Here is a 14,201-nt window from a genome sequence, read left to right as displayed (position 1 = left end):
CGGGAGAAACGTGAAAACGCTAGAGCGCCTTGAGTTCCTCGATGACGCTGTCGACGCTCTTCTTGGCGTCGCCGAAGAGCATGCTGGTGCCGTCGGCGAAGAACAGCGGGTTCTCGATGCCGGCGTAACCCGAACTCATCGACCGCTTGAGCACGATGGTCGATCGCGCCTCGTCGACGTTGAGGATCGGCATCCCGTGGATCGGGCTACTCGGATCGTTGCGCGCCGCGGGGTTGGTGACGTCGTTGGCGCCGATGACGATGGCGACGTCGGTCCGGCTGAACTCGCCGTTGATGTCGTCCATCTCCTTCATCGAGTCGTACTCGACGTCGGCCTCGGCCAGCAGCACGTTCATGTGACCGGGCATGCGACCGGCGACCGGGTGGATCGCGTATTTGACCTCGACCCCCTTGGCCTCCAACAGCTTCGCCATCTCCTTGACCGCGTGCTGGGCCTGCGCCACGGCCAGACCGTAGCCCGGGACAACGATGACCTGGTTGGCATACGCCATCTGGATCGCGGCGTCGGCAGCCGAGGTCGCCTTGACCGTGCCGCCGGCCGCACCCGGACCGCCCGCGGCAGCGGCATCGCCGCCACCGAACGAACCGAACACGATCGCCGGGATCGACCGATTCATCGCCTTGGCCATGAGGTTGGTCAGGATCGAACCCGAGGCGCCGACGATCATGCCGGCCACGATCAACGCCGTGTTGTCCAGCGCGATACCCGCGGCCGCGGCCGACAGACCCGTCATCGCGTTGAGCAGTGAGATGACCACCGGCATGTCCGCACCACCGATGGGGAACACCACGAACAGACCCATCACACCTGCGGCGACCAGGACCCCGACCATCCACCAGACACTCGCGCCGCCTCCGTTGGAGGCGTCGACACCGAGGTAGATCGCCAACCCGAGCGCCACGATCAGCAACACGATGTTGGCGGCCTGGAACAGCTTCGCGTTGGAGACGAAGGTCTTCTCCAGCCCCTTGGGCATGATCTCCTGCAGCTTGGCGAAGGCCACCAGCGATCCCCAGAACGAGACCGACCCGATGATCGCGGCGATCAGCGAACCGATCACCAGCGGCGAAGCCGGTTCGACGTTGTGGAACGACGAGAACCCGGAGGTCTCGATGAACTCGGCCCACGCGATGAGCGCGACGGTACCGCCGCCGACGCCGTTGAACAGCGCGACCAGCTGCGGCATGGCCGTCATCTTGGTCTTGAGTGCGGGCGGGATACCCAGCGCCACACCGAGAACCAGACCGACGGCGATGAGCACCCAGTTGATCGTGGGCACGCCCTCGGTCGAGTGCCCGTCGGAACCGACCGCCCCTTCGTTCCACACGTAGAGCAGCGTCGCGGCGACGGCCAGACCCATACCGACCGCGGCGATCCAGTTGCCACGCACCGCGGTCTTCGGTCCGGTCAGACCCATCAGCCCGTAGATGAACAGGGAGAACGAGACGATGTAGAGCGCGGTCACCAGGTAGCCGACGCCCTCACTCGGGGTATGCGCACCCGCCGCGAGTACCAGCTGTGACACAGAAGTCTCTGGGGAGCCGTTCACTTGGCCACCTCTTTCTTACCCTTGAACATGCCCAGCATCCGGTCGGTGACCGCGAAGCCACCGATGACGTTGAGCGTGCCGAACACCAGCGCGACGAACGCGATGATGCGCACACCCCACCCGGCGTCGGCGGGCAACTTGCCCAGCACGACCAGTGCACCGAGCACGACGATGCCGTGAATGGCGTTGGTGCCCGACATCAACGGGGTGTGCAGGGTGTTGGGGACCTTGGAGATGACGGCGAAACCGACGAACCCGGCGAGCACCAGGATCGCGAGATTCGCGAGAAGACCGGCATACATCAGGCAGACACCTCCTGCTCGGTACGGGTGACACACGCCGCCGCGACGACCTCGTCGTCGAAATCCGGTGTGATGGAGCCGTTGTCGTCGAGCATCAACTCGATCAGCGCCAACAGGTTCTTCGAGTACAGCTCGCTGGCGTGCTCGGGCATCGTGGCCGGCAGGTTCAGCGGTGCGGCGATGGTGACGTCGTGTTTGACGACGGTCTGACCCGGCTCGGTCAGCTCGCAGTTACCGCCGGTCTCACCGGCGAGGTCGACGACGACACTGCCCGGCTTCATACCCTCGACCGCGGCCGCGGTCACCAGACGGGGAGCCGGACGACCCGGCACCAGCGCAGTGGTGATCACCACGTCGAAACCCTTGATCGCGTCTTCGAGAGCCTGCTGCTGCTGCGCGCGCTCGTCGTCGGTGAGCTCACGGGCGTACCCGCCCTCACCGGCGGCGTCGATGCCCAGATCGAGCCACTGCGCGCCGACCGAACGGACCTGCTCGGCGACCTCGGGACGCACGTCGTAACCGGTGGTCCGCGCACCCAGACGCTTGGCCGTGGCCAGGGCCTGCAGCCCGGCCACTCCGACACCCAGGACCAACACCGTCGCCGGCTTCACCGTGCCGGCCGCCGTGGTCAGCATCGGGAAGAACCGCGTCGACACATCCGCGGCCACCACGACCGACTTGTAGCCGGCGACGTTCGCCTGCGAACTCAGCGCGTCCATCACCTGGGCGCGCGAGATACGCGGAATGGCTTCCACCGCGTACGCCTCCACGCCCGCTTCCCGCAACGTGGCGATCTGATTGTCGGCGTTGCGCGGCGCGAGAAAGCCGATCAGCTTCTGCCCGCTCCGCAGCTTCGCGATCTCCGCATCCGACGGCGGCGACACCCTCAGGACCACATCGGACCCATATGGATCGCCGATCGTCGCACCGGCCTCGGTGTACGCCTCGTCGGGGATCAGGGCGCCGAGACCGGCCCCCGACTCCACCACGACGGGCACACCCTTGCCCACCAGCGCGGCGACGACCTTCGGGACCAGCGCCACCCGGCGCTCTCCCTCGGCCGTCTCGCGCACGACACCCACTGTCATCTATCTCACCTGTCTGATCCGGCGCCATCGAGCAGCGCCGCGGTTCGGCGCGCCAGGACTCGGCGCGTCTTTGTCAACGAGGTGACCTGCCTCCACATCGTGCAGCTCCGCCATGTGTGGGCGCAGCGGACGACCTGACGCAGGTCACGAGGTGCTCGGATGGGACAGGATGGCTGTCACCCGGCTCACATAAAGGTGCGATGAACATAACATGCGCTCTCAGCGACAGCTCAGGTGAGTCAGATACCTCACTCCACCCTTGACGCTGCGGTTTTCGCCATTTCTGGACACATGTCTGTACAGGTGTCGTCCTCCGCCTGTTGGGCTCGGGCAGCAAGACCGGGTCACGCCACGCCCAACGTCGTTGGCCCCGCCATCACAAAGGTGTACCGACCTCGGTGTTCCGACATTCTCCGCCTCCGGCGCGGCGCATCATGAGTGACACCGTCGAGACCGCTGAGGAGAATCGATCATGGCGACGTTCCCCGCCATCGCCCACGTCGCGATCACCGTCAGCAACCTCGAGAAGAGTGCTGCGTGGTACGAGATCCTGTTCGGGAGTGCCCCGGTCCTGGACGAAGACGAAGAGGGCGGCACCTTCCACCACACCGTTTTCGAGCTCGCGGGTGGGATGTTGTTCGGTCTCCACGCCCATACCGGGGGCAACGCCGACGGCCGATTCGACGAGCGGGCCGTCGGACTCGATCACGTCGGTTTCGCCTGCACGCAGGACGAACTCCGGACCTGGCAGGACCGGCTCGACGAGGCGGGTATCGCACATAGCGGGATCCGGCACGCGAACTACGGTTCCGGTCTGTCGTTCCGCGATCCCGACAACATCGCGCTCGAGTTCTTCGCTCCGCCCGCGTGACGCGGTCTAATTTTCCCGGCGCAGACCCTCAGACGATGGTGTAGGTGCGGTCGTCGAGTCCGCTCGCGCCGTCGGGTGCCGGCGCCTGATAGCGCTCGATCTGCGGCTTGCCCTCCTTGTCGATCGCCCGGCACTCGAGGGTGTGGTTGCCTTTGGTCGCCTGCCAGGCGAACCGCCACTGCCGCCACGTGTCGATGCTGTACTCCGTCGTCAACTCCGCGGGTTGCCATGGCCCCTGGTCGACGCGCACCTCGACGCGCTCGACGCCCGTGTGCTGGGCCCATGCGGTGCCGGCCACGACGACCTCCCCGGCCGGATGCTCGGTGCCATCGGCCGGACGGTCGAAGCGCGACGCCATCTTGATCGGGCCGAGCGCCGACCACCCGCGGGTCGTCCAGTAGGCCTTGGCCTCGGAGAACCGCGTGATCTCCCAGTCGATGACCCATTTGGTCGCCGAGACGTACCCGTACAGTCCCGGCACCACCTGCCGGACCGGGTATCCGTGCTCGAGGGGAAGCGGCGAGCCGTTCATCCCGACGGCGAGAAGCGCGTCGCGCCCGTCGGTGACCGTCGAAATCGGAGTGCCGCAAGTCCATCCGTCCACGCTCGTGGACAGCAGCATGTCCGCCCCGGGCCTCACCCCGGCGAGATCGAGGACCTCGCGTATCGGCACCCCCAGCCACTTGGCGTTGCCGACGAGATCGCCGCCGACCTCGTTCGACACGCAGGCGAGCGTCACGATCCGCTCGGTCATGGGCATGGCGAGCAGATCGTCCCAGGACAGGGTCACCTCGCGCTCGACGTCCCCGTGAATCCGCAGTCGCCACTCGTCGGTCGTGAGCGTCGGAACCTGCAACGCGGTGTCGATGCGGTAGAAGTCGGCGTTGCTGGTCATGAACGGGGTTGCGCCCGAGAGCTCGAGCTGCGCCCCGGCCGGGATCGGCGGCGCCTGGCTCGCCGCGCGCGGCAACAGCACCCGGGCGCGGTCGGCGACGACGCCCGCAGTGTCGGCGAGCACTCGCCGGGCCACGACACCGACGACGACCGCGGCGGCCGCGATACCGCCGGCGGTGAGCACGAAGCGGCGCGAGAAGCCGGACCGCACTGCTGATGTGGGCTTGTCGCCCGCGGCGTCGGAATCCGCCTCGGGGGACTCCGCCCCCTTGGGACGCAGCTGCGCGATGAGGACGCGCAGCACGACGATCCCGACGACGCCGGCGATGATCGACGGCAGTGCGTGCGTCCATCCGGCATCGGGACGGTTGAGTGCGGCCAGCACCCCGACCAACCCGAAGGCTCCGATGATCACCGAGCCGAGTGGAGGTCGTCGTCGTTCGAGGTATCCGCACGCCGCCGCGAGCACCGCGATGATGATGCCCATCCCGATGAACAGTGCGAGCTTGTCGTTGACGCCGAACGTCTCGATGGCCCACTTGCGTACGGCCTCGGGCGAATGGTCGACGACCGACGATCCGACCGCGAAGTACGGGGAGGCGTCGGGCGAGATCGGGACGGCGGCCAGTTCGCCCGCGGCGAGAGCCGCGCCGACGGCGACCACGCCCGCCAGCGCAGGAGCCGGCGAGGATGCGTGACGTCTCGTGATGGAGGCCATATCCCTTGGTACCGGAGAACCCTGTGAATATGCCGTGCGCCGGATGGTCCGAGACCGGGCGGTGACCACCGACGGCACTCCGTCGACGAATCGTTACCAAGACTAGAACAGGTTCTAGTTTGTCCGCTAATCTGAGCGGCATGGCTACCAGCACCGAGATCCCCGAGACCGTCGCACTCGATTCGGTGAGCGAGTTCTCCGACGAGGTCGACGTCGTCGTGATCGGATTCGGCATCGCCGGCGGATGCGCTGCCGCCGAGGCCGCTGCCAACGGCGCGCGTGTGCTGGTGCTCGAGCGCGCCGCCGCGCCCGGCGGCACCACCTCGCTCTCCGGTGGGTTCTTCTACCTCGGCGGCGGGACCGCGGTACAGCAGGCCACGGGCCAGGACGACTCCGTCGAAGAGATGGAGAAGTACCTCACCGCCGTGTCGATCGAACCCGAGGCCGACAAGATCCACGCCTACTGCGTCGACAGCGTCGATCACTTCAACTGGCTCGAAGGGCTCGGCTTCACCTTCGAGCGCAGCTTCTATCCGGAGAAGGCCGTGATCCAGCCCGGCACCGAGGGACTGATGTTCACCGGCAACGAGAAGGTCTGGCCGTTCAAGAATCAGGCCGTCCCCGCACCGCGCGGCCACAAGGTCCCGGTCCCCGGGGAGACCGGGGGCGCGAAGCTGGTCATCGATCTGCTCGTCACCCGCCTCGACGAGCTGGGTGCCGAGGTGCGGTATGAGACCGGCGCCCGCCAGCTGGTCGTCGACGAGCAGGGTGCGGTCGTCGGCGTGACATGGAAGACGCCCGACGCCGAGGGCGTCATCCGTGCCGACTCGGTGATCATCGCGGCCGGCGGCTTCGTCATGAACCCCGAGATGGTCGCCGAACACACGCCCCATCTCGCCGAGAAGCCGTTCGTGCTCGGCAACACCTACGACGACGGCCTCGGTCTCCGGATGGGCCGGTCCGTCGGCGCCGCACTGAAATACATGGACAAGGCCTTCATCACCGCGCCCATCTACCCGCCCGCCAGCATGGTCATGGGCGTCATCGTGAACAAGAACGGTGAGCGGTTCGTCACCGAGGACTCCTACCATGCGCGGACATCGGGCTTCGTTCTCGAGCAACCTGATTCGGTGGCCTACCTCATCGTCAACGAGTCGCACATGAACGAGAAGCAGAACTACCTGGTCCCGCTGATCGACGGGTGGGAGACCATCGAGGAGATGGAGCGGGACCTCGGCATCCCCGAGGGCAAGCTGCAGGCGACAATGGCCCGCTACAACGAGAACGCCGCGAAGAAGGAAGACCCCGACTTCCACAAGGCACCCGAGTTCCTCGAGCCGCAGGACACCGGACCGTGGGCGGCCTACGACCTCTCCCTCGGCAAGGCCATGTACGCCGGGTTCACCATGGGCGGTATGGCGACGTCACTCGACGGCGAGGTACTCGACGAGTCGGGCACCGTCATCCGCGGGCTCTACGCCGCCGGGGCCAGCGCCACAAACATCGCGCAGGACTGCAAGGGGTACTGCAGCGGAACGCAATTGGGCGAGGGCTCCTACTTCGGCCGGCGCGCCGGACGGCACGCGGCGGCGCGGGTCGCCACCAGCGCCTGACGGTCGGGCACCCGATCGAAAACCGCCCGCCAGCGAACCATAGACGACGAAGAGTCGTCGGCGTCGCCGGCGAGGGCGGTTTCCTATCAGCGCCGCGGCGTGAACCCGCGGAGTCGCAGGCTGTTGCCGACGACGAACACTGACGAGAGCGCCATGGCCGCGCCGGCGATCATGGGATTCAGCATCCCGGCGGCGGCGAGAGGAATGGCCGCGACGTTGTACCCGAAGGCCCAGAACAGGTTTCCCTTGATGGTGCCGAGGGTTCGACGCGCCAGGGCGATGGCATCGGCCACCGCGCGCAGGTCACCGCTCACGATCGTCAGATCGCTGGCGGCCATCGCGACGTCGGTGCCGGTACCCATCGCGAGGCCGAGATCCGCCTGCGCAAGCGCCGCGGCGTCGTTGATCCCGTCCCCGACCATCGCCACCACGTGGCCCTGCTCCTGCAGTTCGGCGATGACCTCGAGCTTCCGCTTCGGACTGACCCCGGCGGTGACGTCGTCGATGCCGACGCTCGACGCCACCGCCCGAGCGGCGCCCTCGTTGTCGCCGGTCAGCAGCATCGGCGTCAAACCCAGTCGCCGGAACTCGGCGACCGCCGCGGCCGACGAGGGTTTGACCTGGTCCGCGACCACGAGAACTGCGACGGGAACCAGCTGTCCCACAGCATCTTCCGAGTCGTTCTCGGCGATCAGGACGACGACCGCGGTTGCGCCGTCGGACTCCGCGACGACCACCGCATCGTCGAGCGACGGTGGTAACGGCGCGTCGATCGTGTTCGGCGACACCACTGTCACGAACCGGTCGCCGACGATTCCGGCGACACCGGCGCCCTGCGTGGACACGAAATCTCGGACGCGGGCGTCGATGTGGTCGCGTCCCGCGTCGACGATGGCCGCCGCGATCGGGTGTTCCGATCCCGACTCCACCGATGCCGCCCAGCCCAGGACCTGTTCGCGCGCATAGCCGTCGGCCACGGTGATCCCGGACAGCGACATCTCACCCGTCGTCACGGTGCCGGTCTTGTCCAGCACGATCGTGTCGACGCGTCGCGTCGATTCCAACACCTCCGGGCCCTTCAGCAGGATGCCCAGCTGTGCCCCTCGCCCGGTACCGACCATCAGGGCCGTCGGAGTGGCGAGTCCGAGCGCGCACGGGCACGCGATGATGAGGACCGCGACGGCGGCGGTGAACGCGAAGGTCACATCGCCACCGGCGAAGTCGGTCGTGGACGCCACGCCGAGCCAGAAGCCCAGGGTCGCAAGCGAGATCGCGATCACGATCGGGACGAACACCGACGAGATCCGGTCGGCCAGCCGCTGGACGTCGGCCTTGCCCTCTTGCGCCGCCGTCACCATGCGGGCCATCTGGGCGAGCGCGGTGTCGGAACCGACAGCGGTCGCACGCACGACGAGCAGACCGCTGGTGTTGACGGTCGCGCCGACCACCGAGTCGCCGGAGGTGACCTCGACCGGTACGGATTCGCCGGACACCATCGACGCGTCGACCGCCGACGCACCGTCGACGACGACTCCGTCGGTGGCGATCTTCTCACCGGGCCGGACCACGAACTCGTCGCCGACCGCCAGCTGCGCGATGGGGATTCGGGACTCGGCACCGTCGGACCGTCGGACGACGACGTCCTTGGCCCCGAGGTCCATCAGCGCGGCGAGTGCGTCACCGGCCCGCCGCTTGGCGCGCTTCTCGAAATAGCGGCCGGCCAGCAGGAAGGTCGTGACGCCGGCCGCGGCCTCGAGGTAGATGTGCGACGATCCGTCGGTCCGCTGGGGCAGCAGGTCGAATCCGTGGGTGAGCCCGGGCGTGCCCGCGGTGCCGAGGAACAGCGCGTACAGCGACCATCCGAACGCCGCGAGGGTGCCGACGGACACGAGGGTGTCCATCGTCGTGGCGCCGTGGCGCAGGTTGATCCACGCTGCGCGGTGGAACGGGTAGGCCCCCCACACGACGACCGGCGCGGCGAGCGTCAGGGACAACCACTGCCAGTACGTGAACTGCAGCGCCGGGATCATCGCGAGCGCGATCACCGGCACCGAGAGGATCGCGGAGACGATCAGGCGCTGCCGGAGACCGTCCAATTCGGGATCGCCGGACCCCGCATCTGGGTTCTCCGGAGCGTCCGCCGACGAATCGGTCAGGATCGGCGACGCGTCGTAGCCGGCCGCGCGGACCACCTCGACGAGGTCGCCGGGCGCCAGACCCGCAGGTACCTCGACGTGGGCACGTTCGGTCGCGTAGTTCACCGACGCGGTCACACCGTCGATCTTGTTGAGCTTGCGCTCGATGCGGTTGGCGCAGGACGCGCAGGTCATGCCGGAGATGTCGAGGTCGACCAGTTGTCCGGTGCTCGCGGTCATGGGTGACCACCTTCATGCGGGTCGGATGTCGGTTCGCCGGTGACGACGCCGTGTGACGGTGCGTCGTGAGTCACCGGCTCCACGTCGGGGCCCCACGCACGCCCGACGCCGAACGCGATCACGAAGACCGCGATCAGCGCGACGACGTAGGCGAGGGGCCCGGTGACAACGGATCTCATGGTCAGGCCAGCGCGTAGCCGGCTTCGGTGACGGCGGCCGCGACCTCGTCTCGACCGAGTTCACGGTCGGCCGCGACCCGCACCGAGCCGTCGTCGACGGTGACCTCGACACTGGTCACGCCCGGCAGCGCCTCGATCTCCTCGCGAACGGACGCGGCACAGTGGCCGCAGGTCATGCCGGTGACGGTGTAGGTGCTGGTGGTGCTCATGCGGGAACTCCTCGGATCGTCGAAGTCAACGGGTTGGATCAGGAAGGACGGTCAGGACTTGACCAGGCGGGTGATCGCGGCCATGGCCTCGTCGACCTTGGCCTTGCCGGCCTCGTCGCTCTCCTGCGCGGCATGCACGACGCAATGGGCCATGTGCTCTTCGAGGAGACCGAGGCTGACCGCTTGCAGCGCCTTGGTCATCGCCGACACCTGCGTCAGGATGTCGATGCAGTAGGTGTCTTCCTCCACCATCCGCTGCAGACCGCGCGCCTGACCTTCGATGCGCTTCAGGCGGCGCAGATAGTCATCCTTCCGGCCGATGTAGCCGTGCTGATGCTCGTCCATGATCTCTCCCGTCCGGATACCCCTCAAGGGTATGCCCGACCAGGTATACCACCGTCGAACCCGAAACGGTACCCCCCTACCGTATGCGGAACGAACCCGTTGTGCTCGGAGCGAGCCCAACTACTGCTCCCTGAGAACCAGCGGTGTCGTGGTGTTTCGGATGCCCCTACGAGCGGAGTGCTGCGGCCAGTTTCGCCAGGGCGGCGGCGACCTCGTCGAGCGCGTCCCCGATGGCGGCAACACGCGCCGCGTCGAAGCCCGGAGCGGTGGGGTCGGGCACGGGCACCGCCGGGACGTTCCCCGGCGCGATGCCCGTCGTCTCCGAACCCGGGACACGGACCGACGGGCCGGCCTGGCCGCTGCCTGCCTGTCCGTCGAACGATCTGCCGGGGTCTGGCGCCGGCGAGTAGGCGACGTCGTAGCCGTCGGTCCGGTGGCGTCGGCCGTGGTAGTCCTCGGCAGCCAGCGGCTCGGCATTGGTCGACCGGCGTCCGCCGCGGTACTCACCCGGTTCGGGCTCGGCCGCCGGGGGTTGCGTCGGCAGGGCAGCCGGGTGCGAGTCGGGCAGGCGGTGCGAACCCATCCGTGACGAACCCATCTGCGGCGGCTGACGCAGCGGGTCGACGGCGTGATCAGGCGCGACGGTCTGCGGGTTGGAAGCGCTCGCGCCGGTCATCACCGACGGTGCGTGGCCGTTGCTGCGCGCGTAGAAGTGCGGGCCGCCGTGCCCGGCGAAGAACACGCATCCGGCGCCCTCTGGGGACGGAACCGGGCACGGATTGCGTTCGATGAGCGACTGCGCGCGGTCGTCGAAGTCGTTCCATTCGAGCCACAACCGGCGGTCGTGCCGTGGGTGAGTGCTCGCGTCGGTGGCGTGATTGCCCCGATGGCCGATCGCCAGACGGCATTGCAGCAACCAATCGGAGTCACCCGACAGCCCCAGCGCCGCGCGTTCGGTCGGCCGGCACACCACCGTCGACCAACAGCCTTCGCCGTTCATACGGACTCCCCTTCATGCCTTGCATCGCCGCGAGATCTTCGCGCGACCACACCCGTGTGGCGCGCACGGTCGTCTTCTCGTACCCGTCGGCTTCCTGCCGCCCGGTGGCAAGCCCCCCCGGCATGCGCTTCTGCGGTGGCCCTCCCCCGGTGGCCACGGTGTGGTGAAGATCCCGCGGGTCAGTGTACGAAGCGGGCCGGTCCGGTGCCACCCTCTTGGCCCCGCGCGTCCGAACCGAGGAACGCGAGGATCCTCGCGTTCACCTCGTCCGGCTTATCGAGGTGCAGGAAATGGCCCGCCCCGGCGACGACCGCGGCCGCACTGCCCGCCGGCAACACCTCGCGGACCGCGTCCGCAAGACGCGACTGCATGCACCCGTCGTCTGCACCATGCAAATACAATGTGGGAGAACGTGATTCGCCCAGCCAGTCGTTCCGCAACGCGGCGTACCGAGGATGGGTCCGCGGCCGGCGAAGTGCGCGGTAGTACCCGAGCGCGGCTGTCCGATGGGCACGTGTGGGCAGCGCCGCGAGCGCGTGGTCGACGTCCAGTCGGTGGTCGGGCCGGACAGGGGTCGCCGCCGAATCCAGCCGCCAGCGGCGCCACAGGAGCGGGATGAGGCGGTCGAGAGTCCGTTCGGGCAACCACGGCAGCTGATTGAACGCGATGTACCAGCTCATCACCGCCTGACGCGCGAGCGTCTTGACGCCGTCGACCCCACCGCCGATCGAGCGCCGGACCGCCGGAACCGGCGGGACCGACATCGAGATCACCCGCGCGTAGGGATTGTCGTCGCGGTGCGCCACCGCGTTCGCCGTCATCGCGCCCCAGTCGTGCCCGATCAGGACGGCGTCGGCGCCGGCTCCGACCGCGCGATGAACCGCCAGCGCATCGTAGGCCAGCGCCGCAACGTGAAAGTCGTTGTCCTCCGGTACCTCCGACGGTGCGTAACCGCGTGTGAACGGGGCGACCACGCGGTACCCGGCGCCGGCGAGTTCGGGCCCGAGATGCCGCCACGTCCATGCCGAGTCGGGAAATCCGTGCAGGCACACGGCCACCGGACCGGCCGCGGGACCCCACGCGAGCGCATGCAGGGTGATGTGTCCGAGCTCGAGGGTGATTCGTTCCGGGCCCCCGGGAACAGGGGCGCGGGAATCCGGGTCGTCGCGATCGGGGCCGCCCTGGGGCCCCGAACCGTCTGCGGAGATCTGGGTCATCGGGGTCAATCTATCTCCGACAGCACCCCGGAGGCGTCGACTTGACCGGTCCGCTCAGCCGGGCAGGCTCACGGGACGGGCCTCCCGCAATTCGCCGTCGACGATCCGGAACACCCGCGACTCCGCCACATCCGCGGTCAACGGGTAATCCGTGCGGACATGCGCTCCGCGGGATTCGGTACGCGCGGCAGCGGCGGCGACGACCGCGGACGCGGTGAGCGTGAGTGCCGCGTCCTCGATGTCGCGTACCGAGTCGGCCGTCCGACGCGGCGCGGCGGCGAGAGTCGCGGCGACTTCGGCGAGACCGGCAGCCGACCGTCGGAGCGCGACATGTCTCGTCATCATGTTCTGGAGCTGCTCGCGGTCCAGGACGGGGCCCGGCTGCTCGACCTTGCGTTCGGCGTGTTCGGGGACCGGGATCTCGCGACGCTCGACTGCCACGGCGGCCGCGCGACGGCCCATCACCAGGCCTTCCAGCAGGCTGTTCGATGCCAGCCGATTGGCGCCGTGCAGCCCGGTCCGCGCGACTTCGCCGGCCGCGAGCAACCCGTCGACCGCGGTGCGGGACGACTCGTCGGTCACGACCCCGCCGCACAGATAGTGCGCGCCGGGGACGACCGGGATCCGCCCGGACGCTGGGTCGAGGCCGGCCGCGCGGACACCGGCGGTCACCGTCGGGAAGCGTGTCTCGAAGTCGCCGACGTCGGCGATGTCGAGATACACGCACGGGTGCCCGGTGAGCTCGATCGCGGTCTGCACCGCGTCGGCCACCACGTCGCGGGGAGCGAGATCGCCCATCGGGTGGACGCCCGCGGTGACCGACCGGCCGTCGACGTCGACGAGCCGTCCGCCCTCACCGCGCACCGCCTCGCTGATGAGGGTCCGCCGACCCCGCGCGCCTGCGGTGTAGAGCATCGTCGGGTGAAACTGGATGAACTCGAGATCGGCCACCTGCGCCCCGGCGCGCAGTGCCAGCGCGATGCCGTCGCAGGTGGCGCCCGCCGGATTCGTGGTGGCGGCGTAGAGGTGCCCCGCCCCGCCGGTCGCGAGGAGCACGGTCGGGGCGAGGACCGACGTGGGACGGCCGTCGCGCAGGCACGCGACACCGACTGCCCGGCCGTCGTCGAGGTGGATCGCGGTGGCGATCGTGTCGTCGAGGAACCGGATCGGCGGCACGTCTCCGCCGGCGGTCTGCCGGACGGCCTCGTGCAACGCGCGCTGGATCGCGGCCCCCGTTGCGTCGCCGCCGGCGTGGATGATGCGCCGGCGGGTGTGGCCGCCCTCACGGGTGCGCAGGAGCCGACCGTCGGTGTCCCGGTCGAATTCGGCACCCCAGCCGATCAGGGCCGACACCGAGTCCCAGCCGTCGGCGAGGATGAGGCCCGACGCCGCGGCATCGGTGAGACCGCCGCCGGCGGCGACCGTGTCGGCGAGGTGGCGGTCCACGGAATCGGCGTTGTCCGAGCTTCCCGTCTCCGCGCCGGGCATCACGACCGCGACACCACCCTGCGCGTAGAACGTGGACGTGGGTTGCTCCGCATTCGCGACGTCCCAGCCCGGCCCCTTGTTGAGCACGACTACCCGGAGCCCCTCGTGGGCGGCCCACAGCGCCGCCGTCAGTCCGGCGATTCCGGCACCCACCACCACGAGGTCGGCGCGGACCGTCTCCTCGGTCCCGGTCAGTCCGCGAGTCAACCCGCTCATGTCAACCGCCTCTCGCCGCGGCTCAGGGTGCCGCCGGCCCTCCGGGCAACACCCCGGATGTGTTTTCGATTCCCAGTCGAAAACCCTACCCTGCGATTGCGCCACCCGAAATGCTC

13 protein-coding genes are annotated in these 14,201 nt (G+C 68.7%); 2 read left to right on the top strand and 11 right to left on the bottom strand.

Annotation, left to right across the window (positions count from 1 at the left end; genetic code table 11):
* Positions 1-19: 19 nt before the first annotated feature.
* The 3 genes from ACFVHY_RS06495 to ACFVHY_RS06485 are packed head-to-tail and all read right to left on the bottom strand — an operon-like array spanning position 20 to position 2,960.
* A complete protein-coding gene (locus ACFVHY_RS06495; RefSeq protein ID WP_165630771.1) occupies positions 20-1,546 on the bottom strand; it encodes an NAD(P)(+) transhydrogenase (Re/Si-specific) subunit beta in 1,527 nt (508 codons plus the stop codon).
* Positions 1,547-1,566: 20 nt separating this feature from the next.
* Complete coding sequence (locus tag ACFVHY_RS06490; RefSeq protein WP_058253806.1) at positions 1,567-1,872, bottom strand: NAD(P) transhydrogenase subunit alpha; 306 nt, start codon at positions 1,870-1,872, stop codon at positions 1,567-1,569.
* Entirely contained in the window at positions 1,872-2,960 is a 1,089-nt protein-coding gene (locus ACFVHY_RS06485; protein WP_058253805.1) for a Re/Si-specific NAD(P)(+) transhydrogenase subunit alpha, read from the bottom strand. The genes ACFVHY_RS06490 and ACFVHY_RS06485 overlap by 1 nt, the downstream gene beginning before the upstream one ends.
* A gap of 472 nt (positions 2,961-3,432) precedes the next feature.
* Here ACFVHY_RS06485 and ACFVHY_RS06480 point away from each other — a divergent pair, with 472 nt between their 5' ends.
* Positions 3,433-3,831, top strand: coding sequence for a VOC family protein (locus tag ACFVHY_RS06480; protein WP_390269831.1), 399 nt, complete (start codon positions 3,433-3,435; stop codon positions 3,829-3,831).
* A gap of 28 nt (positions 3,832-3,859) precedes the next feature.
* On the opposite strand, the gene ACFVHY_RS06475 is transcribed toward ACFVHY_RS06480, so the two are convergent.
* Positions 3,860-5,443 carry a molybdopterin-dependent oxidoreductase gene (locus ACFVHY_RS06475; protein WP_390269828.1) on the bottom strand — a complete coding sequence of 528 codons (1,584 nt, stop codon included), beginning with the start codon at positions 5,441-5,443 and terminating at the stop codon, positions 3,860-3,862.
* A 140-nt stretch (positions 5,444-5,583) separates the two neighbouring features.
* Between ACFVHY_RS06475 and ACFVHY_RS06470 the strand changes: the two genes are divergently transcribed.
* Positions 5,584-7,056: an FAD-binding protein gene (locus ACFVHY_RS06470; RefSeq protein ID WP_390269825.1), complete on the top strand. Its 1,473-nt coding sequence runs from the start codon at positions 5,584-5,586 to the stop codon at positions 7,054-7,056.
* Between the two features lie 86 nt (positions 7,057-7,142).
* On the opposite strand, the gene ACFVHY_RS06465 is transcribed toward ACFVHY_RS06470, so the two are convergent.
* The 7 genes from ACFVHY_RS06465 to nadB form a co-directional block, all read right to left on the bottom strand.
* Entirely contained in the window at positions 7,143-9,431 is a 2,289-nt protein-coding gene (locus tag ACFVHY_RS06465; protein WP_390269822.1) for a heavy metal translocating P-type ATPase, read from the bottom strand.
* Positions 9,428-9,610: a hypothetical protein gene (locus tag ACFVHY_RS06460; protein WP_058253801.1), complete on the bottom strand. Its 183-nt coding sequence runs from the start codon at positions 9,608-9,610 to the stop codon at positions 9,428-9,430. The genes ACFVHY_RS06465 and ACFVHY_RS06460 overlap by 4 nt, the downstream gene beginning before the upstream one ends.
* Before the next feature lie 2 nt (positions 9,611-9,612).
* A complete protein-coding gene (locus ACFVHY_RS06455) occupies positions 9,613-9,819 on the bottom strand; it encodes a heavy-metal-associated domain-containing protein (protein ID WP_259935405.1) in 207 nt (68 codons plus the stop codon).
* A gap of 51 nt (positions 9,820-9,870) precedes the next feature.
* Positions 9,871-10,164 carry a metal-sensitive transcriptional regulator gene (locus tag ACFVHY_RS06450; protein ID WP_004020389.1) on the bottom strand — a complete coding sequence of 98 codons (294 nt, stop codon included), beginning with the start codon at positions 10,162-10,164 and terminating at the stop codon, positions 9,871-9,873.
* A gap of 166 nt (positions 10,165-10,330) precedes the next feature.
* Positions 10,331-11,164, bottom strand: coding sequence for a hypothetical protein (locus ACFVHY_RS06445; protein WP_390269818.1), 834 nt, complete (start codon positions 11,162-11,164; stop codon positions 10,331-10,333).
* 179 nt (positions 11,165-11,343) lie between these two features.
* A complete protein-coding gene (locus ACFVHY_RS06440) occupies positions 11,344-12,381 on the bottom strand; it encodes an alpha/beta hydrolase (protein WP_390269815.1) in 1,038 nt (345 codons plus the stop codon).
* 54 nt (positions 12,382-12,435) lie between these two features.
* Entirely contained in the window at positions 12,436-14,085 is a 1,650-nt protein-coding gene (gene nadB / locus ACFVHY_RS06435) for an L-aspartate oxidase (protein WP_390269812.1), read from the bottom strand.
* Positions 14,086-14,201: the final 116 nt, after the last annotated feature.

This window comes from Gordonia sp. NPDC127522 (genome assembly GCF_042672305.1).
GTDB classification, from domain to species: domain Bacteria; phylum Actinomycetota; class Actinomycetes; order Mycobacteriales; family Mycobacteriaceae; genus Gordonia; species Gordonia hongkongensis.
This window is presented reverse-complemented; position numbering and strand designations above follow the sequence as displayed.